The 24,334-nt window shown below is 29.2% G+C and carries 22 protein-coding genes and 6 riboswitches; of the genes, 19 read left to right on the forward strand and 3 right to left on the reverse strand.

Annotated features, from left to right (window positions below; genetic code table 11):
• Positions 1 to 204 precede the first annotated feature (204 nt).
• The 5 genes from CLOACE_RS05205 (at position 205) to CLOACE_RS05225 (ending at position 7,300) form a co-directional block, all read left to right on the forward strand.
• Positions 205 to 1,389: a M20 metallopeptidase family protein gene (locus CLOACE_RS05205; protein ID WP_070109979.1), complete on the forward strand. Its 1,185-nt coding sequence runs from the start codon at positions 205 to 207 to the stop codon at positions 1,387 to 1,389.
• A 326-nt stretch (positions 1,390 to 1,715) separates the two neighbouring features.
• Positions 1,716 to 1,795: riboswitch (glycine riboswitch) on the forward strand.
• Between the two features lie 3 nt (positions 1,796 to 1,798).
• Positions 1,799 to 1,874, forward strand: a riboswitch (glycine riboswitch).
• 240 nt (positions 1,875 to 2,114) lie between these two features.
• Entirely contained in the window at positions 2,115 to 2,813 is a 699-nt protein-coding gene (locus CLOACE_RS05210) for a DUF5058 family protein (RefSeq protein ID WP_070109980.1), read from the forward strand.
• Positions 2,814 to 2,831: 18 nt separating this feature from the next.
• Entirely contained in the window at positions 2,832 to 3,518 is a 687-nt protein-coding gene (locus CLOACE_RS05215) for a hypothetical protein (protein WP_070109981.1), read from the forward strand.
• 75 nt (positions 3,519 to 3,593) lie between these two features.
• Entirely contained in the window at positions 3,594 to 4,775 is a 1,182-nt protein-coding gene (locus CLOACE_RS05220; protein WP_084027557.1) for a M20 metallopeptidase family protein, read from the forward strand.
• A gap of 210 nt (positions 4,776 to 4,985) precedes the next feature.
• Positions 4,986 to 5,076: riboswitch (glycine riboswitch) on the forward strand.
• Between the two features lie 670 nt (positions 5,077 to 5,746).
• A riboswitch (purine riboswitch) is annotated at positions 5,747 to 5,848 on the forward strand.
• Positions 5,849 to 5,938: 90 nt separating this feature from the next.
• Entirely contained in the window at positions 5,939 to 7,300 is a 1,362-nt protein-coding gene (locus CLOACE_RS05225) for an NCS2 family permease (protein ID WP_070109983.1), read from the forward strand.
• Between the two features lie 152 nt (positions 7,301 to 7,452).
• Here CLOACE_RS05225 and CLOACE_RS05230 read toward each other — a convergent pair whose 3' ends face one another.
• Entirely contained in the window at positions 7,453 to 7,698 is a 246-nt protein-coding gene (locus tag CLOACE_RS05230) for a hypothetical protein (protein WP_070109984.1), read from the reverse strand.
• Positions 7,699 to 7,952: 254 nt separating this feature from the next.
• Here CLOACE_RS05230 and purE point away from each other — a divergent pair, with 254 nt between their 5' ends.
• The 11 genes from purE (at position 7,953) to CLOACE_RS05280 (ending at position 17,873) form a co-directional block, all read left to right on the forward strand.
• Positions 7,953 to 8,432: a 5-(carboxyamino)imidazole ribonucleotide mutase gene (gene purE / locus CLOACE_RS05235; protein WP_070109985.1), complete on the forward strand. Its 480-nt coding sequence runs from the start codon at positions 7,953 to 7,955 to the stop codon at positions 8,430 to 8,432.
• Positions 8,433 to 9,143 carry a phosphoribosylaminoimidazolesuccinocarboxamide synthase gene (purC, locus tag CLOACE_RS05240; RefSeq protein ID WP_070109986.1) on the forward strand — a complete coding sequence of 237 codons (711 nt, stop codon included), beginning with the start codon at positions 8,433 to 8,435 and terminating at the stop codon, positions 9,141 to 9,143.
• A gap of 17 nt (positions 9,144 to 9,160) precedes the next feature.
• Complete coding sequence (gene purF / locus CLOACE_RS05245; RefSeq protein ID WP_070109987.1) at positions 9,161 to 10,615, forward strand: amidophosphoribosyltransferase; 1,455 nt, start codon at positions 9,161 to 9,163, stop codon at positions 10,613 to 10,615.
• 15 nt (positions 10,616 to 10,630) lie between these two features.
• Positions 10,631 to 11,626 (forward strand): phosphoribosylformylglycinamidine cyclo-ligase, encoded by a 996-nt coding sequence (gene purM, locus CLOACE_RS05250; RefSeq protein ID WP_070109988.1) that lies wholly within the window; start codon positions 10,631 to 10,633, stop codon positions 11,624 to 11,626.
• Positions 11,614 to 12,225 carry a phosphoribosylglycinamide formyltransferase gene (gene purN, locus CLOACE_RS05255; protein WP_070109989.1) on the forward strand — a complete coding sequence of 204 codons (612 nt, stop codon included), beginning with the start codon at positions 11,614 to 11,616 and terminating at the stop codon, positions 12,223 to 12,225. Before purM ends, purN begins: the two co-directional genes overlap by 13 nt.
• A 3-nt stretch (positions 12,226 to 12,228) precedes the next feature.
• Positions 12,229 to 13,728 carry a bifunctional phosphoribosylaminoimidazolecarboxamide formyltransferase/IMP cyclohydrolase gene (purH, locus tag CLOACE_RS05260; protein WP_070109990.1) on the forward strand — a complete coding sequence of 500 codons (1,500 nt, stop codon included), beginning with the start codon at positions 12,229 to 12,231 and terminating at the stop codon, positions 13,726 to 13,728.
• A 61-nt stretch (positions 13,729 to 13,789) separates the two neighbouring features.
• Positions 13,790 to 15,034, forward strand: coding sequence for a phosphoribosylamine--glycine ligase (gene purD / locus CLOACE_RS05265; protein WP_070109991.1), 1,245 nt, complete (start codon positions 13,790 to 13,792; stop codon positions 15,032 to 15,034).
• Between the two features lie 101 nt (positions 15,035 to 15,135).
• Positions 15,136 to 15,249, forward strand: a riboswitch (FMN riboswitch).
• A 135-nt stretch (positions 15,250 to 15,384) separates the two neighbouring features.
• Complete coding sequence (ribB, locus tag CLOACE_RS05270; RefSeq protein WP_070109992.1) at positions 15,385 to 16,023, forward strand: 3,4-dihydroxy-2-butanone-4-phosphate synthase; 639 nt, start codon at positions 15,385 to 15,387, stop codon at positions 16,021 to 16,023.
• Positions 16,024 to 16,110: 87 nt separating this feature from the next.
• Positions 16,111 to 16,230 carry an HAD hydrolase family protein gene (locus CLOACE_RS11925; protein WP_242866400.1) on the forward strand — a complete coding sequence of 40 codons (120 nt, stop codon included), beginning with the start codon at positions 16,111 to 16,113 and terminating at the stop codon, positions 16,228 to 16,230.
• Positions 16,231 to 16,285: 55 nt separating this feature from the next.
• The gene (locus CLOACE_RS05275) at positions 16,286 to 16,660 is read left to right on the forward strand and encodes an HAD-IIB family hydrolase (protein ID WP_070109993.1); all 375 of its coding nucleotides are present in this window, start codon (positions 16,286 to 16,288) and stop codon (positions 16,658 to 16,660) included.
• A gap of 37 nt (positions 16,661 to 16,697) precedes the next feature.
• On the forward strand, positions 16,698 to 17,873 hold the full coding sequence (locus tag CLOACE_RS05280) for a M20 family metallopeptidase (protein ID WP_070109994.1): 1,176 nt from the start codon (positions 16,698 to 16,700) through the stop codon (positions 17,871 to 17,873).
• A 106-nt stretch (positions 17,874 to 17,979) separates the two neighbouring features.
• On the opposite strand, the gene CLOACE_RS05285 is transcribed toward CLOACE_RS05280, so the two are convergent.
• Positions 17,980 to 18,873, reverse strand: coding sequence for an MBL fold metallo-hydrolase (locus tag CLOACE_RS05285; RefSeq protein ID WP_070109995.1), 894 nt, complete (start codon positions 18,871 to 18,873; stop codon positions 17,980 to 17,982).
• Between the two features lie 594 nt (positions 18,874 to 19,467).
• On the opposite strand from CLOACE_RS05285, the gene CLOACE_RS05290 reads away from it, so the two are divergent.
• Positions 19,468 to 20,766: an acetyl-CoA hydrolase/transferase family protein gene (locus tag CLOACE_RS05290; protein WP_070109996.1), complete on the forward strand. Its 1,299-nt coding sequence runs from the start codon at positions 19,468 to 19,470 to the stop codon at positions 20,764 to 20,766.
• 412 nt (positions 20,767 to 21,178) lie between these two features.
• Here CLOACE_RS05290 and CLOACE_RS05295 read toward each other — a convergent pair whose 3' ends face one another.
• Positions 21,179 to 22,030, reverse strand: coding sequence for a DegV family protein (locus CLOACE_RS05295; RefSeq protein ID WP_070109997.1), 852 nt, complete (start codon positions 22,028 to 22,030; stop codon positions 21,179 to 21,181).
• 209 nt (positions 22,031 to 22,239) lie between these two features.
• A riboswitch (FMN riboswitch) is annotated at positions 22,240 to 22,356 on the forward strand.
• Between the two features lie 221 nt (positions 22,357 to 22,577).
• Here CLOACE_RS05295 and ribD point away from each other — a divergent pair.
• Complete coding sequence (gene ribD, locus CLOACE_RS05300; protein ID WP_070110044.1) at positions 22,578 to 23,654, forward strand: bifunctional diaminohydroxyphosphoribosylaminopyrimidine deaminase/5-amino-6-(5-phosphoribosylamino)uracil reductase RibD; 1,077 nt, start codon at positions 22,578 to 22,580, stop codon at positions 23,652 to 23,654.
• Positions 23,655 to 23,672: 18 nt separating this feature from the next.
• The gene (locus CLOACE_RS05305; RefSeq protein ID WP_070109998.1) at positions 23,673 to 24,323 is read left to right on the forward strand and encodes a riboflavin synthase; all 651 of its coding nucleotides are present in this window, start codon (positions 23,673 to 23,675) and stop codon (positions 24,321 to 24,323) included.
• The last annotated feature ends 11 nt before the right edge of the window (positions 24,324 to 24,334 follow it).

A 24,334-nucleotide genomic window follows, 5' to 3' on the forward strand; every position in this document is an offset into this window, starting at 1 on the left:
TTCATAAACGTCACAGAGATGAATTTGGTTTTTAATATTGATCATAAGGATACCTCCAAGAATTTATATTTTGTGATTATTATATATATTCGACATTAAGTGGGGGAAATCCTTTTTGATAAAGCTTAAAAATCCTTGAACCCTAACGGGTTTAGGGTTTTGCAAGCGGCTATAAATGGGGTTATAAAAAAAGGGGGATTAATTATGATAAATGTTGTTGAGGAAGTAAAAAGAATTCAAAAGGAAATAGTAAAATGGAGAAGAGATTTGCATCAAATTCCAGAAATAGGATTGAATTTACCTAAAACAGCAGCCTATGTATCTAATGAATTATCAAAAATGGGAATAAAATATAAAACTAATATGGGTGGTAGCGGAATAGTAGGAATTATAAAAGGAGAAAAAGAAGGAAAAGTAATAGCACTTAGAGCAGATATGGATGGACTTCCAATTAAAGAAGATACAGGAGTGAACTATGCTTCAACTAATGATAATATGCATGCTTGTGGACATGATACTCATACAGCAATGCTTTTAGGTGCAGCAAAAATATTAAATAAACATAAAGATAAAATAAAAGGAACTGTAAAACTTATATTTCAAGCAGATGAGGAAAGTTGTCATGGAGCTAAAGAGATAATCAAGTCTGGAGCTTTGAAAAATCCTAAAGTAGACGCAGTACTAGGACTTCATATAGGAGCAATATTTAGTGAAGTAGAATGTGGTAAAATAGGTATAGGATATGGAAAAATAATGGCTTCTTTTGATAAATTTTATATCAAAATAAAAGGGAAAGGTTGCCATGGTGCTATGCCTAATTTGGGAATAGATCCAGTAACTATGGCTGGACAAATAATAACAGCTATTCAAACAATAGTAAGTAGAGAAATGAAACCAACACATGCAGCGGTAATTACTATTGGAAAAGTTCAAGGAGGTACTGCTTATAATGTAATTCCAAATTATGTAGAAATTGAAGGTACATTTAGGGCAGTATATAAGGAACAAAGAGAATATATTAAAAATAGAATAGAAGAAATAGTAGCAGGAATAGTTCAAGGAATGAGAGGAGAATATGAATTTAAAATTACTCCAGGAGCGCCTCCAGTGATAAATGATGAGGAATTTACAAAAGGTTTTGTTGAAACAGCAAAGGAAGTTATAGGAGAAGAAAATATAATAGAACTTAAAGAACCTACTATGGGGGGAGAAGATATAGCATATTATTTAAATGAAGTTCCAGGAACATTCTTTTTCTTAGGAGCATTTAATGAAGAAAAGGGAATAGTTCATCCTCACCATACTCCTAAATTCAATGTAGATGAAGATGTATTTTGGGAAGGAAGTGCACTTTTAGCACAAGGAGCTTTAGATTGGCTTAATAAATAAATATATAATTTGTAAAATGATTAAAAATATAAATGTTTTTAAATTAGGCTGTTAACAAATACAATTTGTTAACAGCCTTTTAAAGTGTAATTTTAGCAACTAATTTTTAAAGTTTTATTATTATAGTGAATTATTTTTTAAATTAATAATTTTAGATATATAATATTGTTGATTTAATATAAAAATAATTATATTATTAAAATATTAAAAAAATATATATATCTAAAATAATAAATTTTTAAAATAGTGTTGACAAACCTTTTTAATTTTACTATAGTATACATATACTAAAAGTAACACATTGAGAAAATCGAATAAATAATCGGATGAAGATAGCAGGAGAGAGATACTTAAGTGTATTCACCGAAGAAGTTAATCTTTCAGGTAAAAGAACTGTTATTGGACGAGCCTCTGGAGAGACTTTTTAAAAGCACCGAAGGAGAAAGCTGATTAATTCAGTGAAACTCTCAGGTAAAAGGACAGAGATTAGAGTTATAAGATAACTAGAGGTCAAGTGTATATTTATGCACATGGCTTTTATTATTATTACCCTTTTCACAATCCAGAGAAAAATTTTCTCTGGATTTTTTTTATCAATGCATTGATAAGTATTAAAAAATTTTCATATATACTGTATAAAATTTGAAAAAATTAATTTAATAAACAAAATAAGAATTTACATGAAATTATTTATATGAAATTAAAGTAATTATGGAGGTATAAAAATGAATCCAGAAATTTTAAAGGTAGCAAATGAATTTGGAGTATGGGTTGCTGCATCTATTACAGTACTAGTAGTAGTTACTCAATCACTAATATTTATAAAATTAGCTAATAAAACTGCCAAGAAATTAGGAATGAAAGAAGAAACTTGTAAAAAAGCTTTCAAAACAGGTATGGTAACAGCTATAGGACCTAGTATTGCAGTGTTTATAGTAATGGTAGGAATGATGTCGGTTATAGGAGGACCTTTAAGTTGGCTTAGACTTTCTATGATAGGTTCTGCTCCTACAGAACTTACTGCAGCAAAAGTAGGGGCTGAAGCAGCAGGAGTTACTTTTGGAGGAGCAGACTATGGCTTAAATGCTTTAGCTACATCATGGTGGACAATGGCTTTAAATGGAGTAGGATGGCTTTTAGTTGCAGGACTTTTTACTCATAAATTAGAAAAGATACGCCAAAAAGTAGGTGGAAATGATACAAAGTGGCTAGCTATATTAAGTGGAGCCGCAATGCTAGGTGTATTTGGATACTTAAACTCAGGGGACATAGTAAAAGGTGGAGGAAATTTGGTTGCAGTAATAGTAGGTGCTATTAGTATGATGATACTTACTAAAATAGCAGAAAAAGCACCAAAGATAAAAGAATATACTTTAGGAATTGCTATGTTAATAGGCATGACAGCAGCAGTTTTATTTTATTAGATTTTGGAGGTGAAATAGATGGATAATAGAGAATTTAATGAAGTTTGGAATAAACCAGTTATAAAAGTAGGAATGATAACTTTGCTACTAGGAGCTGTAACTAGTTTTTTACCTTGTTTTTATTTATATTTTGCACATGGAGTTATACCTAATATTTCAACTATATTAAAGTCTTGGGGAATGATTGCTTCTTTATTTGGAGCATTTTATATAGTAGAACCTATATCTTATTATTCTATTTTTGGATTAGCAGGAACTTATTTATCTTTTTTATCTGGAAATATGTCTAATGTAAGAATACCTTGTGCAGCTATGGCGTTAGAAGCCACAGAAACAAAACCAGCTACAAAGGAAGCAGAAATAGTATCAACTTTAGGAATAACCGGTTCAATAATTACTAATTTAATAGGTGTAACTTTAGCAGCTTTTGTGGGAGCAGCTCTTATAAAAGTACTTCCTCCAACTATAGCAGATGCATTTAAAAATTACACAGTACCAGCTATATTTGGAGCAGTATTTGGTCAGTTTTCCCTAAAGTATCCTAAGTTAGGAGTAGTGGGAATAGGAATTCCAGCAGTACTTAGATTAACTACAAAACTGCCATCTTGGGTACTTATAATAGCTTCTGTATTTGGAACTATTGTTGTAGCTAAGATTATGTATAATAAAGAAAATTTAAATAAAGATAAAGAAGTAACAGCTTAATTTTTAATTAGCTACTGATAATTTATAATGAGAAATTTATTTATTAAATATTATAATAAAAAGGAGAGAGTTAAAGTGAATGTTGTAGAAGAAATAAAACAAATTCAAGATGAAATAGTTAAATGGAGAAGAGATTTGCATCAAATTCCAGAAGTAGGATTTGATTTACCTGAAACAGCTAAATATGTAGCTAATGAGTTATCAAAAATGGGTATAGAGTATAAGACTAATATGGGAGGAACAGGTATAGTTGGAATTATAAAAGGAGAAAAAGAGGGAAAAGTAATAGCACTTAGAGCAGATATGGATGCTCTTCCAATTAAAGAAGATACAAAAGTAGAATATGCTTCAACTAATGGAAATATGCATGCTTGTGGACATGACACTCATGCAGCAATGCTTTTAGGAGCAGCCAAAATATTAAATAAACACAAAGAGGAATTAAAGGGAAGTGTAAAACTTATATTCCAAACTAACGAAGAAGGTGCTCAAGGAGCTAAGGCAATAATAAAAGATGGTGCTTTAGAAAATCCTAAAATAGATGCAGTATTAGGACTTCATATAGGATCAATATTTAGTGAAGTAGGAGACGGACAAATAGGTGTAGGTTATGATAAGATAATGGCATCTTTCGATAGATTTTATATTAAAATTAAAGGTCATGGTTGTCATGGTGCTATGCCTCATGTGGGAGTGGATCCAGTAGCTATAGCTGGACAAGTAATAACAGCTTTTCAAACAATAGTAAGCAGAGAAATGAAGCCAACTCATCCTGCAGTAGTTACTATTGGTAAAGTAAATGGAGGAACTGCATATAATGTAATTCCAAATTATGTTGAGATAGAGGGAACTTTTAGAGCAGTAGATCAAAAGCAAAGAGAAATGATTGTACAGCGTATGGAAGAAATAACAGCAGGAATAACTAAAGCTATGAGAGGTGACTACGAATTTGAAGTTGTTTGGGGAGCACCTCCAGTAATAAATAATGAAGAATTTACAAAAGATTTTGTTGAAACAGCAAAGGGTATTATAGGAGAAGAAAACATAATAGAACTAAAAGAACCTTCCATGGGTGGAGAAGATATAGCTTATTTCTTAAATGAAGTTCCAGGAACATTCTTTTTCTTAGGAGCGTTTAATGAAGAAAAGGGAATAGTTCATCCTCACCATACTCCTAAGTTTAATGTAGATGAAGATGTATTTTGGAAAGGTAGTGCACTTTTAGCACAAGGAGCTTTAGATTGGCTTAATAAATAAATATATAATAAAACATTAAGTGTGTATTAATTAAATGGTATAAAGGGTATTTTATATATAAATTTTGGGTATTGACAAAAGCAATTTTATTTACTACTATATAGTTGACTGTGGTTTTATATAAATTTAATACAATCGAATGAAGATAGCAGGAGAGAGGTATTTTTACCCACCGAAGAAGTTAAACTTTCAGGTAAAAGAACTGTTGTCTGACGAGCCTCTGGAGAGACTTTTAAAAGTCACCGAAGGAGAAAGCTGATTTTTCAGCGAAACTCTCAGGTAAAAGGACAGAGTATTTTCTTAAAGAGGCTATTAAAATTTAATAAGGCCTTTTATTTTTTTAGTAAAACTATACATCTTAGAGTATTATCTGTCTCCCTAAACAAGATTTCTCTAAGGTGTATTTTTATGTTTTAAAGTTGTTGAATTATATAAAACCAATTTGTTGAATAAAAAATAATTGATATAATTAGCAGATAAAAAATAATTTAAAGTAATCTGTATAAAAATAATAAGGCAGCCTCATAAAGAGAGTTTGGAAATAAGTCATTTCATTAAGACACTCTAAGAATAAAAAATAAAAAAAACTCCTACCCAATTTATGCCCCGTCCTTGGGGCGGAAATTGGCTCATCACGTCCTGTGATGAATTACGGAGTTTTTTTATTTTTTCTTCTAAGATTGTCTAAAATTCATTCAAATTATTTCCAAACTCTCTTTATGAGGCTGCCTTATTATTTTTATACAGATTACTTTAAATTATTTTTTATCTGCTAATTATATCAATTATTTTTTATTCAACAAATTGGTTTTATATAATTCAAAATTTAGTTTATATAACAAAATGTTCATGTTAATACGAATAATTGCTTGTATAATGCCTATGTAATCCTTAAATATACGAATATTCGTATATAAAATGTAATAATATGTTGACTTTTGTGCTTTGGAATGTTATTATATACAATGTAAATTGAATAGAAATTAATCATCTATATAATCCTAATAATAAGGTTTAGGAGTATCTACCTAGAAACCATAAATTTCTAGACTATAGGTAAGTCTAATTTTTGCATATTAAACCCTTCTCTGTTTTAGATTCGCTTATAGTGAATAAAAAACAGAGTTTTTTATTTTCAAACATAAATAATAGGAGGTAAAGTAATGGAAAAAAGAAAAACTTCTTTTTGGGAATCATATTTTAAATTGTCAGAAAATAACACAAATGTAAAAACAGAAGTAATTGCAGGAATAACTACATTTTTAACAATGGCTTATATAATTGCAGTTAATCCTATGCTTTTATCTACAACAGGCATGGATAAAGGTGCATTAGTTACAGCCACTTGTATTACAGCAGGGTTTGCTACAATATTTATGGGTTTTTATGCTAACTTACCTTTTGCATTAGCGTCTGGAATGGGATTAAATGCTTTCTTTGCATTTTCAGTATGCGCAATAATGAAAGTTCATTGGAGTGTAGCGTTAACAGCAGTATTTGTAGAAGGTCTTATATTTATTATATTGTCTCTTACTAAAATAAGAGAATTAGTAGTAAACTCTATTCCAGCTAGCTTAAAAATAGCTGTTAGTGCTGGTATAGGATTGTTTATAGCTTTTATAGGTTTTCAAAATTCAAAAATAGTTGTAGCAGACAAAAACACTTTAGTTGCTTTAGGTAACTTTGGAGATCCTAGAGTTCTTATTTGTGTAATAGGTATTATAATAACTGGAGTATTAGTTCATAGAAATGTAAAGGGCTCTATACTTTGGGGAATTTTATCTAGTACAATTGTAGCTTGGATTTTTGCATTGGTAAAAGGACCTGAATTAGCAGCACAATATGAAATATTTTTACCTACAGGTTTAGGAAAGGTATATAGTATAGCACCTATAGCGGGAAAATTAGATTTTTCTTTTATAAGTAACAGTGAAGCAATATTAGGATTTGCATCAGTAGTGCTTACATTCTTATTTGTAGACTTTTTCGATACAATAGGTACATTAGCTGGTGTAGCAACTAAAGCTAATATGATAGATGAAAAAGGAAATGTTAAAAATGCTAAAAAAGCTCTTTTAGTAGATGCTATAGGAACAACTATAGGAGCAACTTTAGGTGTTTCCACAGTAACTACTTATGTAGAAAGTTCTGCTGGTGTAGCAGAAGGTGGAAGAACAGGGTTAACAGCTGTAGTTGCAGGAGTATTATTTTTAATTTCTTTACTATTTGCACCAATATTTATGGCTATTCCAAGTTGTGCAACAGCTCCAGCACTTATAATGGTTGGACTTTTCATGATGCAAAATATTACTAATATAGATTTTTATGATTTTACAGAAGCAATACCTGCTTTTTTAACTATAATATTAATGCCTTTAACTTATAGTATTGCTAATGGATTAATGATGGGTACTATAGCTTATGTTATATTTAATATTTTTGGTGGTAAAAAAGAAAAAGTATCTGTAACAATGGTAATTTTAGCAGTGCTGTTTGTAATAAGATTATTAACTTTATCAGTTTAAAATTTTTATATAACTTTTTTTAGTTAAGAGTTAAGAGAGAAGAGTTAAAAGTTGTGGAGAATTTTCCGTAATGCAATAGAGAAAAATTCTCCACAACTTTTAACTCTTCTCTCTTAACTCTCAACTAAAAAAATTGCATAGCAATTTTTACATCATAGCACTTTTCTAAGCTTGTCTGAAGAATAGGTTTTTACATACTTTTTTTTGAATTCGTCTCTAATTAAAAGTCTAGCATTATATCCTTTTATTTTTAAAACACGTCCTTTTAATTTAGTACCTATAACGTTTACAGGAGCTCCAATTTTAACTTGCCTAATATTGTTGCTATCACAATAAGAGCAAGTATTAGCGTTATTAAGCACTCTTTTACATTCCTCACAATAATATAATTTACTCATGTAACATATCCCTCCAATAAAAAACAACTATATATTATAGTATATTCTATATTTTCTGAAGATTTCCTTTAATTTTTTACATAAATTTTAATGTTCGTAATGTAACGAATATTAAAAAGAAAATAATATAAAAACAAAAAAATATACACGAATATTTTTGTAAATATAATTTAAAATATATTGAATTATGAAATTCTATATGTTAATATTGTAGTAAAGATAGGAAAATTTATTCCTTATAAAGGAGGATAAAAATGAAGGTAGCAATTATTTTTGGAAGCAAATCTGATACAGATATAATGAAAGGTGCAGCAAAAGCACTTAAAGAATTTGGTGTAGAATATGAAGCATATATACTTTCAGCCCATAGAGTTCCAGAAAGATTAGTAGAAGTTATAAATAATGCTGATGAAAGGGGTTTTGAATGTATAATAGCAGGAGCCGGTCTTGCAGCACATCTTCCAGGGGTTATAGCCTCTTTAACCACTCTTCCTGTAATAGGAGTACCAATAAATGCAGCTTTAAATGGTCTAGATTCTCTTCTTTCAATTGTTCAAATGCCAAAATCAATACCAGTAGCTACTGTAGGAATAAATAATAGTTATAATGCAGGAATGTTAGCAGTACAAATACTTGCTTTAAAATATAAAGAACTAAATGAAAAATTAAAAGTTTATAGAAAAAATATGAAAGAAAAATTTATAGAAGAAAGTGAAAAAGGAGCTGAATTTTAAATGAAAAATAAAGAAATGCTTTATGAAGGAAAGGCAAAAAAAGTTTATGCTACAGATAATAAAGATGAAGTTGTTATATATTACAAAGATGATGCTACAGCTTTTAATGGAGAAAAAAAAGGTGCAATAGAAGATAAAGGTGTTTTAAATAATCAAATTACATCTATGCTTTTTGAAATTTTAGAAAAAGAAGGTATAAAAACTCATTTTGTTAAAAAGCTAAGTGAAAGAGAGCAATTATGTAAAAGGGTAAACATAATTCCTCTTGAAGTTATAGTAAGAAATGTAGCAGCAGGAAGTATGGCAAAAAGATTAGGATTAGAAGAAGGAAAAGAGCTTAAGACTACAGTATTTGAAATAAGCTATAAAAATGATGATTTAGGGGATCCTCTTATGAATGATTATCATGCAGTGGCTATTGGAGTTACTACTTTTGATGAATTAAAAGAAATATATTCTATAGCTGAAAAAATTAATAATATATTAAAAGATTTCTTTATGAAACAATCTATAAAGCTTATAGATTTCAAACTAGAATTTGGAAAGTTTAATGGAGAAATACTTTTAGCTGATGAAATTTCACCAGATACTTGCAGGTTATGGGATGCAAATACTAATGAAAAGCTTGATAAGGATAGATTCAGAAGAGACCTTGGAGATGTTAAAGAAGCCTACGTAGAAATATTAAAAAGAATAAGTAAAAATAATTAGTTGAGAGGTAAAAAATTATGGAGATAGTAAATAAGAATTTTCATACATTAGGTTATCAAGAAGATATATTCGAAGAAGATAAATTTAAGGAAGAATGTGGCGTGTTTGGTATTTTTTCTACAGAAGAAGATAACTTAGATGTAGCTTCTATAACTTATTATGGATTATATGCTCTTCAACATAGGGGACAGGAAAGTGCGGGAATTGTTGTGTCTGATGGAGAAAAGTTAAATATCCACAAAGATATGGGTCTTGTAAGTGATGTTTTTAATGAAAAGTTTCTTAAAAATTTAAAAGGAAAATCTGCTATAGGTCATGTAAGATATTCAACTACTGGGGAGAGTAGAATAAGTAATGCACAGCCTATTTTAAGTGAGTTTAAGTTAGGTTCAATAGCTATAGCTCATAATGGAAATTTAACTAATGCAGATATTATAAGAGATTTATTAGAAGATGCTGGGGGAATATTTCAAACATCTATAGATTCAGAAGTAATATTAAACTTAATAGCTAGGGGAGCTAAAAAAGGTGTAGAAAAAGCAGTAGTAGATGCAATACAAGCAGTTAAAGGTTCTTATGCTATAGTAATTCTTACAGAAGATAAACTAATAGGTATAAGAGATCAACATGGTATAAGACCTCTTTGTATAGGAAAAATAAACAATAGTTATGTATTAAGTTCTGAAAGTTGTGCTTTAGATTCTTTAGGGGGAGAATTTATAAGAGATGTGGAACCAGGAGAAATAGTTATTATAGATAAAGAAGGTATAAAGTCTATTAATTTTGCTGAAAAAACTAAAAAAACAGTGTGTTCTTTTGAGTATATTTATTTTGCTAGACCAGATAGTACTATGGATGAAATAAATGTGTATACTGCTAGGGTAAAAGCAGGTGAACAATTATTTAAAGAAAGTCCAGTAGAGGCAGACATAGTAATTGGTGTGCCTGATTCAGGTATTCCAGCTGCAGTAGGTTATGCAAAGGCTTCAGGTATTCCTTATGGTATAGGATTTATTAAAAATAAATATGTAGGTAGAACTTTTATTAAACCTACTCAAGAACTTAGAGAAAGAGCAGTAACAGTCAAGTTAAATCCTCTTAAAATTAATATAGAAGGAAAAAGAGTAGTAATTGTAGATGATTCTATAGTTAGAGGAACTACAAGTAGAAGATTAGTGGAATCTTTAAAAAGAGCAGGAGCTAAAGAAATTCACTTTAGAATATCTTCGCCAGTAGTAAAGTATCCATGTTATTTTGGAATAGATACACCTTATAGAAGAGATCTTATAGGAGCTAGTTTAACTGTAGAGGAAATAAGACAGGAAATAGGGGCGGATACTTTAGGATATTTAAGTAAGAAGGGGCTTTTAAAATCTTTAGGAGAAGATAGAGGATTTTGTATGGGATGTTTTAGTGGAGTATATCCTATATCAGCACCTATGGAAGCGGAAAAAGATAGATTAGAAAAATAATATGGAGGTATTATTATGACAACTTATAAAGAAGCAGGAGTTAATATAGAAGAAGGTTATAAATCTGTTAAGCTAATGAAAAATTATGCTTCAAGAACTTTTACAAAAGGGGTAATAAGTGATTTGGGAAGTTTTGCTGGTATGTTTGAATTAGGAAAATACAAAAATCCAGTATTAGTTTCAGGAACTGATGGAGTAGGAACTAAACTTGCTATTGCTTTTAAAAAAAGAAAATATGATACTGTAGGAATAGATTGTGTGGCTATGTGTGTAAATGATATTTTATGCCATGGTGCAAAACCTTTATTTTTCTTAGATTATATAGCTTGTGGAAAGTTAGAAGCAGAAGTAGCAGCGGATTTAGTAAAAGGCGTATCAGAAGGTTGTATGCAAGGAGGCTGTGCATTAATAGGTGGAGAAACAGCGGAAATGCCAGGCTTTTATAGTGAAGGAGAATATGATATAGCAGGTTTTGCAGTAGGAGCAGTTGAAAAGGATGAAATAATTGATGGAAGCAAAATAAAAGAAGGGAATGCTTTAATAGGTATAGCTTCTTCAGGAATACATAGTAATGGATATTCTTTAGTTAGAAAATTAATTACAGATTTAGACCAAGATTTTAATGGAGAAAATATGGGAGATGTGCTTTTAAAGCCAACTAAAATATATGTTAAACCAATACAAAAACTTATGGAGAAATTTGAAATAAAAGGTATGGCTCATGTAACAGGTGGAGGTTTTTATGAAAATATACCTAGAATGTTTAAAGGTGATTTTAAGGCTGTAATTAATAAAAACAGTTTTAATATTCCTGAAATTTTCAAATATATGATGACATTAGGGGTTAGTGAAGAGCATATGTTTAATACTTTCAACATGGGTATAGGATTTGTAGTTTGTGTAGAGGATAAAGATTCAGAAGACGTAATAAAATCTTTGGAAAGCATGGGAGAAAAGGCTTATAAAATAGGTTATGTGAAAGCAGGTGAAAAGGGATTGTGTTTAGAGTAGCGGTACTTGCCTCTGGTGGCGGAACAGACTTTCAATCTATTATAGATGCAGTAGAGTGTGGATATTTAAATTGTAGTATAGAAGCACTTATAACAGACAATCCCAAAGCCTATGCAATAAAGAGAGCGGAAAATCATAAAATTAAAACATATGTTTTTGATAGAAAACAGTACAAGGGAAAGTTATCTGATGAAATATTAAAAGTTTTAGAAGAAAAAGTAGATTTAATTGTTTTAGCAGGATGGCTTTCTATATTAAAAGGGGACTTACTAAAAAAATACAATCACAAAATTATAAATATACATCCATCTTTAATACCATCTTTTTGTGGAGATGGAATGTATGGAATAAAAGTTCATGAAAGAGCTATTGAGTATGGTGTAAAGGTATCAGGATGTACTGTACATTTTGTAGATGAAGGTACAGATACAGGGGCTATTATTCTTCAAAAGGCAGTAGAAGTTTTAGATAATGATACAGCAGAAAGTCTTCAAAAAAGAGTATTAGAAGAAGAACATAAAATGCTTCCGAAGGCTATAAAGCTCATTTCTGAAGGAAATGTAAAAGTAGAAGGAAGAAAGGTAAAAATTAGGGGGTAATGAATTTTGAAGAGAGCATTAATAAGTGTATACAATAAAGAAAATGTTTTAGAATTAGCTAATTTTTTAAAAAAAAAGGGAGTAGAAATAATATCTACTGGTGGAACATATAAGCATTTAAAAGAAAATAATATTCCTGTTAAAGAAGTTTCAGAAATAACTGGATTTGAAGAAATACTAGATGGAAGAGTAAAAACACTTCATCCATATATTCATAGTGGAATACTTGCTATAAGGGATAATGAAAAACACATGGAAACAATAAATAAAAAAGGAATTGAACCTATTGATATTGTAGTAGTAAATTTATATCCATTCTTTGAAAAAGTAAAAGAAGATTTAAGTTTTGAAGATAAAATAGAATTTATAGATATAGGCGGTCCTACAATGATAAGAGCGGCTGCTAAGAACTTTAAAGATGTAATAGTACTTACAGATGTTAATGATTATAGTGACGTAATGGAACAAATAGAAAAAACAGGAGATGTAGACTTTAAAACAAGAAGAAAGCTTGCAGGCAAAGTGTTTAATTTAATGTCAGCTTATGATGCAGCAATTAGCAATTTCTTATTAGAAGAAGAATATCCAGAATATTTATCTATTTCATATAAAAAATCTAGTGAATTAAGATATGGAGAAAATCCTCATCAAAGTGCAGCTTACTATACATCTACTATGGAAGATTCTCCTATGAATAAATTTGAACAATTAAACGGAAAAGAATTATCCTACAATAATATAAAGGATATGGACATAGCTTGGAAAGTTGTTTGTGAATTTGACGAAATAGCTTGCTGTGGATTAAAACACAATTCACCTTGTGGTGTAGCTTTAGGAGAAAGTGTAGCAGATGCTTATAAAAAAGCTTATGAATGTGATCCTGTATCCATATTTGGTGGAATTGTAGCTTTAAATAGAAAAGTAGACAAAGAAACAGCAGAAGAAATGGCTAAAATATTCCTTGAAATAGTTATAGCACCAGACTTTGATGAAGATGCTTTAGAAGTATTAAAGAAAAAGAAAAACTTAAGAGTTATAAAATGTGATATTAAAACTCAAAGCAAACAAGAATTAGCTAAAGTAGATGGTGGAATACTAGTTCAAAGTTCAGATAATAAATTAATGGATGAAATGAAATTAGTAACAGAAAACAAACCTACAGAACAACAACTAAAAGACATGGAATTTGGTATGAAAGTTGTTAAATATGTAAAATCTAATGCTATAGTAGTTATAAAAGATGGAGTAGCTAAAGGTATAGGTGGCGGACAAGTAAATAGAATTTGGGCAGCTTCTCATGCTTTAGAAAGAGCTGAAGAAGGAACAGTACTTGCATCTGATGCATTCTTCCCTTTTGGTGATGTAGTGCAAGAAGCAGCTAAATATGGTATAAAGGCAATAGTTCAACCAGGTGGCTCTATAAGAGACCAAGAATCTATTGATGAATGTAATAAAAATGGAATATCTATGGTATTTACAGGAATAAGACACTTTAAACATTAATTAGATTTTAAATGTAGATTTAGAAAGGCTAGGGTATTATAATAAAAGAGGGGTGTATAAGATGAAAATAATGATAATTGGTTCAGGTGGTCGTGAGCATGCAATTCTATGGAAGGTAGCTCAAAATCCTAAAGTAGAAAAAGTATATTGTGCACCAGGAAATGGTTGTACTGAATTAGAAGAAAAATGTGAAAATATTAATATAAGTGATTTAGATGAATTAGCTAAATTTGCTAAAGAAAATTCTGTAGATTTAACTATTGTAGGTCCAGAAGTTCCATTAGTAGAAGGAATAGTAGATAAATTTAGAGAAAAAGGACTTAGAATATTTGGACCTTCTAAAAAAGCAGCTGAACTTGAAGGAAGCAAAGCTTATGCAAAAGAATTTATGAAAAAATACAATATAAAAACAGCAGGTTATGAAGTATTTGATGATAAAGAAAAAGCATTAAAGTACATAAATGCATGTAATTTTCCTGTAGTTATCAAAGCAGATGGATTAGCAGCAGGAAAAGGAGTAGTAATTTGTGAAAGTTATGAACAAGCAGAAGAAACATTAGAAGATTTTATGATTAAAGATAGATTTAATGGTTCAGGAAAAACAATAGTTGTAGAAGAATTTTTAAAGGGAATAGAAGCTTCAATATTAGCTATTACTGATGGAAAAACAATAATACCGTTTATTTCTGCTAAAGACCATAAACAAATATTTGATGGAAATAAGGGTCCTAACACAGGTGGAATGGGTTCTATAGCACCTAATCCTTATTGTACTAAAAGAGTACTAAGAGAGTTTGATAAAGATATTTTACAACCTACTTTAAAAGGAATACAAGAAGAAAATTTAGATTTTAAAGGCATAGTGTTCTTTGGAATTATGATAAATAGATTTGGTACTTACCTTTTAGAATACAATGTTAGACTTGGAGATCCAGAAACACAAGCAGTACTTCCTTTAATGGAAAGTGACTTAGTGGAACTTATAGAAGCAGCTTTAGATGAAAAGCTAAGTGATTATACTATTAAGTGGAAAAAAGGATTTTCTTGTTGTGTAGTAGCTGCATCAAAGGGATATCCAGGAAAATATGAAACTGGTTTTGAAATACAGGGAGTAAATAAAGCTAAAAATGTATTTGGTGCAGGTGTTAAGCTTGAAGAAGGTACTTTAAAAACAGCAGGCGGTAGAGTACTTTGTGCTTGGGCTGCAGAGGATTCTTTAATTGAAGCTACTAAAAAAGCTTATATGAGATTAGATGAAATAAGCTTTGATGGCATTTACTATAGAACAGACATAGGTAATATTTAGGCATACATTATACAAGATATATATACCTAATTTGGATATAAATTGATTCTTAGCTTGACAAAGGAAAATTAAAATGCTAAATTAATAATAAAGTTATATAAAGTATCCTTCAGGGTTGGGTGAAATTCCCTATCGGCGGTATAGCCCGCAAGCCATAAGGCAGATTCGGTTAAATTCCGAAGCCGACAGTATAGTCTGGATGAAAGAAGGTGAAACAATTATACATATTTTTTGTTATGTATGTTTGTTGTGTATTCAAATCCCCTTAAGGTGCTTAAGGGGATTTTTTATATGTCTTAAAAAAGTAAGGTGCTTTATGTAAAATTTATTATAATTTGGAGGATTTTTAAATGAATCAATCATTATTAACTCAGTTTGGTAATTCTTTGGAACGTGTAGAAAAAGCATTGGATAGCCTTAAACAAGGTAAGGGAGTACTTCTTGTTGACGATGAAAATCGTGAAAATGAAGGAGATCTTATTTTCCCTGCTGAAACAATTACAATACCTCAAATGGCTATGTTAATAAGGGAATGCAGTGGTATTGTTTGTCTTTGCCTAACAGATGAAAAAGTTAAGAAATTAAATTTGCCTCAAATGGTACTTAATAATAACTGTAAGTATGAAACAGCATTCACTATTTCAATTGAAGCTAAAGAAGGAGTAACTACAGGAGTTTCTGCTGCTGATAGAGTTACTACAATTAGTACTGCTGTCAAAGATGAGTGCAAACCTGAAGACTTATGTCATCCTGGCCACGTTTTCCCACTTCGTGCGCGCAAAGGTGGGGTTTTAGCTAGACAAGGTCATACAGAAGGTACTGTTGACCTTATGAGTTTAGCAGGATATAAACCTGCAGGAATTTTGTGTGAACTTACAAATTCTGATGGAACTATGGCTCGTCTACCACAAATAGTTGATTTTGCTAAAAAACATGATATGACAGTTCTTTCTATTGAGGATATTTTAGAATATAAACAAAATATGTAAAAACTAAATAAAAAACATCATAGGTTTTAACCTATGGTGTTTTTTATAGCTTCACATTTTCATTCTTAATTAAAGGAGGAGAGAGCAATGATAAATCTTATAGTAACTGATATGGATGGTGCTTTAGTAAATGATAAAGGTAATATAAATAAAAAAATATTCAATTTAATACATTTTCTTAATGAGAGAGATATAAAATTTTACTGAAGTACCAATAGTTATATTAAATTCTTTTAGTGAAATAAAAAGTCCAATATATAAGATGACTTATTATATATATAATGGTGTAAATCCATCTATATTAGAGTATTTAAACAAAAATTTAAATACTAATCTTGAATGTGTTGTATCAGGACATAACTGGATAGATATAATGAACAAAGGTATAGATAAAGGACATGCTATAAAAATACTTCAAGAAAAATTTAAAATATCTCCACAAAATACAATGGCTTTTGGAGATTATTATAATGATATATCTATGTTTAAAGTAGCATACCATAGTTATGCTATGGGAAATGCTCCTGAAGATGTGAAAAAAAGTGCTAATTTTATTACAGAAAGCAATAGCAAGGATGGAGTGTACAATGTACTTTATGAATATACAAATAAATATTTATATAAATGCAAATACTAATTTATATTAAATTTATTTGTATTAAGGTGATGATTTTATGAAAGAAAAAATAAAAAATTCTATTAAAAATGTAATGGAAGAATTAAGTAGTATATCAAAGTACATTTATGAAAATCCAGAAGAGGGTCATAAGGAATTTAAAGCATCTAGTATATTAGAAGATTTTTTACAGAAACAAGGATTTGAAGTAGAAAAAGCTGTATATGGAATTGAAACTGCATTTAAAGCTACATATGATAGTAAAAAAGAAGGTGCTAAAATAGCTTATCTGTGTGAGTATGATGCTCTTCCAGAGATAGGTCATGGTTGTGGTCATAATTTAATTTCTTCTATGTCAATTGGTGCTGGAATAGGTTTAAAATCAGTAATAGATGATATAGGAGGGAGCATTGCAATATTTGGAACTCCTGCAGAAGAAACTAGTGGTGCTAAAGTTAAAATGGTAGAAGAAGGAGCATTTAAAGACGTTACTGCAGCAATGATGGTTCATCCAGGACCAGTAACAGAAAAAAGTGGAACTTCTTTAGCACTACAAGCTGTACAGTTTGAATTTCATGGAAAATCTGCTCATGCTGCTAAGTATCCAGAAAAAGGGGTAAATGCTTTAGATGGAACAATATTAACATTTAATAATATAAATGCATTAAGACAACATATACCTAGTGATGTTAGAATACATGGAATAATAAATCACGGAGGTAAGGCTCCTAACATTGTACCAGATTATGCATCTGCTCAATTTTATATAAGAGCAAAAAATAAACAAATCCTAGAAGATGTATCAAATAAGGTAAAACATTGTGCTGAAGCAGCAGCAATGGCAACAGGCAGTAATGTTAAAATATCTAATTTTGAACTTTCTTATGATAATATGGTAACTAATTATACGTTGTCTGAAGCTTTTATAAACAATTTAAAAGACTTAGGAGAAAAAGATATTTTAGATAAGAGTGATGCTCATGGTTCTTTAGATATGGGAAATGTAAGTAATGTAGTGCCTGCAATTCATACTTGGGTGGGAGTAGGAAATAAAAATTTGGTACTTCACACTAAGGAGTTTGCAGATTTTACTCAAAGTGACAGTGCAAAGGAAGCTGTTTACAAAGGAGCTTGTGCCTTAGCTTTAACAGGATATGATATTATAATTTCTAAGGAATTAAGAGAGAAAATTCAGCAAGAATTTAAAGAAAATATTTTAAATAAGAATAAATAATATAGAGTTAAAATTAATAAAAAATATAGGCATATATATATAGATTTTAGCCTATATTTTTTATTAATTTTAATTTCATATTATATTGAAGATAATATGAAAAATCTTAGTTTTCTTTTATAAAATAATACAATTTACCATCTTCTACGGAACAGTCAATTAAACCTTTGTTATATAAATATGTAATAAAAGCGCATATACCAGAAAAATTCAAATAATATTGTTTAAAATTCATAGATAAATCATTTAATATAGCTATATTTTCCAAAATATCTTCTCGAGTTAAAGGTTGTTCCAAAAGTTCTAAAATTTGATTTTTATATTTTTCTATATTATTTAAGTTTTTATCAGATAGTTTTACAATTTCATCTTTATCTAATACATTTTCACTGTGGCTTATTACAAAATAATCTGCATCAATTTCTTTTATTTTTTCTAAAGTATTTACACTTTCTTCTAAATCATAGTAATAAGGAAGAGAATATTTATCTAATATTTCATGGCTAAAAATAGAGTCTCCTAAAAAACATACTTTTTCAGGAGTTATTATACCTATTTGTTCAATGGAATGACCTTTTAAACTAATAACTTCGAATTTTTCATCGTTTATTTTATTTATACCATAATCTAAAACATAATCTACTTTTGTCTTTCTATTTTTATCTAATCCTTTTATTGGGTTAGAAGATGAGAGAATAGAAGGGAATATTTCACCGTTTTCTATGAATAATTTTTCCTTATAAGACGTATATATTAAACATCCAGTATAATTATTTTGAAAATAGTAATTACCTCCACAATGATCTAAGTGACTATGAGTATTTATTATGTATTTTGGATGGAGTTTATTTGATATTAAAACTTCATCTATTTTTTTAGCATCAGAATTGTTTATACCAGTATCTATTAATATACAATTTTTGTTTTTAAAAGTATAAATTCCAGTATTAGTTGGAGCTTTTATGAAATAAGAATTACCTTTAATTTTAATAAGTTGCAATTATATTTCTCCTTTCATGTAAAATTCAAAATAATAATAGCATGAAAGTATTAAAATTACAAATAATACAAGGATTTTATTGAATTTTCTAATTTTTCGATAAACACCATTGACATATATATCAAAAAAGCTTATATTTTAATTAGGGAAATTGTTAAATAATAAACGATTTTATGTTCGAAATTTTAAGAAAAATATAAACATTATATTGACAATATTATTAAAATAAATTATATTAATAATGTCAAATTTGTTAAGTGATGAACATAAATTTTGGAATATATCTAATGAAAAAATTTATTTAATTTGAAAAAATGATAATATTTTTATGTAAGTTTGTTATTTGAAAGTTTTAGGTAAAATGTAGTTTTATATTAATTACTATGAAGTGTTAATTGAAATTTGCTTGAAATGTAGTTAAATATTGTTAAAGTATAAACAAAGTTTATGTTTTTGTAAGTAATTAATATATATTTTTTATATATTAATTTATATAAAAGTTAATATAATTTTAAATTAAAGAAGAAATTGGCAAAAAATTAGTAATTTTAAGTTAAGAAATTAACAAACACAAACAGGAGGTTAGATTTTATTATGGATTACAGAGAAGAGTATAAAAAGAAGCTTATAACTGTTGAAGAAGCTGTGGAAAAGGTAAAATCAAATTACGAAATAATAGTTGGTACTGCTGGAGCAGAAGCTATAGGATTTTTAGATCACCTTCATTTAGTTAAGGATAAGGTTGAAAATGTTAGCGTTGTTACATGTTTATCACAAGTTCCTCACAAATGCTTTACAGATCCTTCAATGAAGGGACATTTTCATGCTAAAAGCATTTTCTTTGGACCAGCAGATAGACAAGCGTATAAACTAGGTTTATGTTCATACATACCAAATCATCTTCACTTTGCAGGAAGAAAGAGATTAGATTTTAAAACACCAGATATATTTGTAGCTTCAGTTACGCCAATGGACAAACATGGTAATTTCTCACTTTCATTATCAGCTTTATATGAAATGGAATGTATACAACAAGCAAAAATGTTAATTGTAGAAGTAAACGAAAATCTTCCAAGATGTTATGGAGATGTTGTGCTAAATATAAGAGATATTGATTTTATATTTGAAGACAAAGATGTAGAAATTCCAGGACTTGGAATATCTGAACCAAGTGAATTAGATTTAACTATAGGTAAATACATTGCTGAACTTGTAGATGATACTTCTACAATACAATTAGGTATAGGTGGAATTCCTAATGCTGTTGCTAAAGCTCTTTCAACTAAAAAGGACTTAGGAATTCATACTGAAATGTTTAATGATGCAATGGTTGATTTATATGAAGCTGGAGTAGTTACAAATAAATATAAGACACTTTATCCAAATAAAATGATAACTGCTTTTGCTTTAGGAAGTAAAAAAGTTTATGATTTTATGGATGGAAATCCACTTGTTGAAATTCAAAGAGGAAGTTTTGTAAATGACCCTTATGTTGTAGGACAAAATTATAAAATGGTTTCTGTAAATACTGCTATAGAAGTAGATTTAACAGGACAAGTATGTTCAGAATCTATAGGTCCAAGACACTATAGTGGTTCAGGTGGACAATGTGATACTGCTGTTGGTGCTCAAAATTGTAAAGAGGGTAAATCAATAATTGCTTTACATTCAACTGCTAAAAAAGGAACAGTATCAACAATTTGTACATTCTTAAAACAAGGTGCTATAACAACACTTCAAAGAAACGATGTAGACTATGTTGTTACTGAATACGGTGTAGCTAGCTTAAGAGGTCGTTCAATAAGTGAAAGAGTTGGAGAACTTATAAACATAGCTCATCCAGATTTCAGAGCAGAATTAAAGAAAGACGTAGAAAAATATCATATTTGGTAATATAAAAAGAGACTCGCTTTAAGTGAGTCTCTTTTAATGATTTTAGCTTATTGAATAAAAAATGCTGGAAATAATTTAAGATAAAAAATAATTAAAAATAAGCTCTATAAAAATAACAAGGCAGTCTCATAAATAGAGTTTGTAAATAAGTCATTTTATTAAGACACTCTAAGAATAAAAAATAAAAAAACTCCTAACCAATTTATGCCCCGTCCTTGGGGCGGAAATTGGCTCATCACGTCCTGTGATGAATTACGGAGTTTTTTTATTTTTTCTTCTAAGAGTGTCTAAAATTCATTCAAATTATTTACAAACTCTATTTATGAGGCTGCCTTGTTATTTTTATAGAGCTTATTTTTAATTATTTTTTATCTTAAATTATTTCCAGCATTTTTTATTCAATAAGCTAGATTTAAATAAATTGTTCTTTTTCAATAACTACTCCTATAAGACCAGGACCTGTATGAACACCAGCAACAGGACTTATATCTCCAAAACCTAAATAAGTTATATTAGGAATGTTTTTTAATGATGCATAGAATTTCTTACATTCTTCGTAAGCACCTCCATGCATTACCCAAACTTTTGATTTAGCAATATTTAATTTTTCTTTAATTATTTCTATAAGTTTATTTTTTGCTTGCTTTTTTCCTCTTGCCTTAGCGTATGTATAATAAACACCTTCTTTATTTATAGATATTATTGGTTTAATGTTCAATAATTGACCAAATGTTCCAGAAACTTTTCCTATTCTTCCACCTTTTATTAAATATTCTAATGTATCAACTATATAATAAACACTAATATTATCTCTAATTAATGGTAAAGCTGAAACAATTTCATTGTATTTTTTACCGCTTTTTATCATTTTACCGCAATTTATTACAATAGCACCACATCCAAGAGTTAAAGATTTTGAATCAAAAACTGTTATATTTAAATTAGTATGTTCGCTTGCTGCAAGTTTTAGTGTATTATAAGTACCAGATAATCCAGCACTTATAGAAATTGCAATGACATGGGTATATCCTTCTTCTTCAAGCTTGTATAAAAGTTTATGCATATCATCTAGAGATGGTAAGGATGTATGTGGAACTTCTATTTTTAAGTTATCATATACTTGTTGAGGAGTTATATTTACTCTATCTATATACTCTTTGTCTTTGTAAATTATTTTTAAATTAAGTATTTTTACATCATAGGCTTTTATAAATTCATCACTTAAATCACATGTGCTATCTGAAACTAAAGCTATTTTTTCCAAAATTAATCCTCCTTATAAAATAATTTAATACGCAGTTTTTAAAACTATATATAGTTTTATTAATATAATATCATCTAGTTAATATAATATCAACTAAAAATAAAAATTATACTAAATATTTGTGAGAAGTTTCTGATTTTATGAAAATTTTCTTGACAAATGAAAAAAAATGATTTATTATGAAAACGTACTCGAAATTGAATATGGTTTTAATCCTTCAGGGCAGGGTGAAAATCCCGACCGGCGGTAAAGTCCGCGAGCTATTTTTAGCAGGAACTGGTGAAATTCCAGTACCGACAGTAAAGTCTGGATGGAAGAAGGGAAGTGGTGAGTAATGACGTTTATTTGACGTCTTAAAAAGCTGCATGTATATAACTCCTGAAGGTTTTTTATTCAGGAGTTTTTTTATTTGGCTTTGGAGACAATATGAATAGTTAATAAATTAATGCTAAAAATAATTATATAGAATTATTACCCTGAAAAAGAGTAGCTCTTAAAGGTGGTGTAATTTTTGAACACAGAAAATTTTGAATACTATGAAAATTATATGAGAAGGGCATTGTATCTTGCTGAAAAAGGAGAAGGAAAAGTTAATCCTAATCCTTTAGTGGGAGCAGTTATTGTAAAAAATGATGAAATAGTTGGAGAAGGATATCATGAATATTTTGGAGGACATCATGCTGAAGTAAATGCTTTAAAAATGGCAGGAGATAATGCAAAAGGAACAGATGTTTATGTAACTTTAGAGCCTTGTTCTCATTATGGTAAAACTCCTCCTTGTGCAGAAGCTTTAGTAAAGGCAGGAGTAAAGAAAGTAATTATAGCTATGAAAGACCCTAATAAATTAGTTGCAGGTAGGGGAATTAGCATATTAGAAAGTAATGGCATTGAGGTAGTTACAGGAGTTTTAGAAAAGGAAGCAAAAAAATTAAATGAAGTATTTATAAAATATATAACTACTAAAAAGCCCTATATAGTTTTAAAAACAGCTATGACATTAGACGGAAAAATATCAACAGTTACAGGAAAATCAAAGTGGATAAGTGGAGAAAAATCTAGAGAATATGTGCATAACTTAAGAAATAAATATATGGGAATTATGGTAGGTATAGGAACAATAATAGCGGACGATCCTTTACTTACTACTAGATTAAAAAATAAAAAAGGTAGAAATCCAGTGGCAATTATAGTGGATTCAGCATTAAATATACCTTTAAGCTCTAATATATTAAATACTAATCATGAAAGAAAAATAATTGTAGCTTGTAGCGAAAAATATGATAAAGAAAAGAAATCTTTTTTAGAGGAAAAGGGCATAAAAGTTATTGTGACACCAAGTGATAAATGTAAAGTGAATTTACATTATCTTGTAAATGAGTTAGGAAAAGAAGGTATAGATAGTATTCTTTTAGAAGGAGGAAGTACACTTAATTTCTCAGCATTAAAAGAATGTGTAGTAGATAAAGTTATAAGTTTTATAGCTCCTAAAATATTTGGAGGTATAAATGCTAAAACTCCTGTAGGTGGAGAAGGAGTTAAAGAAGTTAATGAAGCTGTAGAATTAAAAGATATAAGCTATAGAAAAATAGATGAAGACTTATGTATAGAAGGTTATATAAAGTAAGTGAAAGGAGGGGAGGCTTTGTTTACAGGACTTGTAGAAGAAATTGGGGAGATAATTAATATAAATACAGGAGCAAATTCTGCAAAGATTACTATAAAGGGAAAAGTAATTTTAGAAAATGTTAAATTAGGAGACAGCATTGCTGTAAATGGAGTTTGTCTTACAGTAGTAAATTTCACAAGTAATTCTTTTACTGTAGATGTTATGCCAGAGACTATGAGAAAAAGTAGCTTGAGAAATATTAGCAAAAAAAGCCTAGTAAATCTTGAAAGAGCTTTAAAGCTAGACAGCAGGCTAGGAGGGCATATAGTAAGTGGTCACATAGATTGTATAGGAGAAATAACTTCAATAGTAAAAGAAGATATAGCTACATGGATTACTATAAAACCTCCTGAAGAGTTTTTGAAATACATAGTGCAAAAGGGTTCTGTAGCTTTAGATGGTGTAAGTCTTACTGTAGCAGAAGTAGGAAAAGATTATTTTAAAGTTTCTATAATACCTCATACAAAAGGTGTAACCATATTAAGCTATAAAAAAGTAGGAGATATTATAAATATTGAATGCGATGTTTTAGCTAAATATGTGGAAAAACTTTTATTTAAGAAACCAGAAGAAAATAAAAAAAGTGGTGTAACCATGGACATGCTGATAAAAAATGGATTTATGTAAATTTAAAAAAA

The sequence above is a fragment of the Clostridium acetireducens DSM 10703 genome (genome assembly GCF_001758365.1).
GTDB lineage: Bacteria > Bacillota > Clostridia > Clostridiales > Clostridiaceae > Clostridium_C > Clostridium_C acetireducens.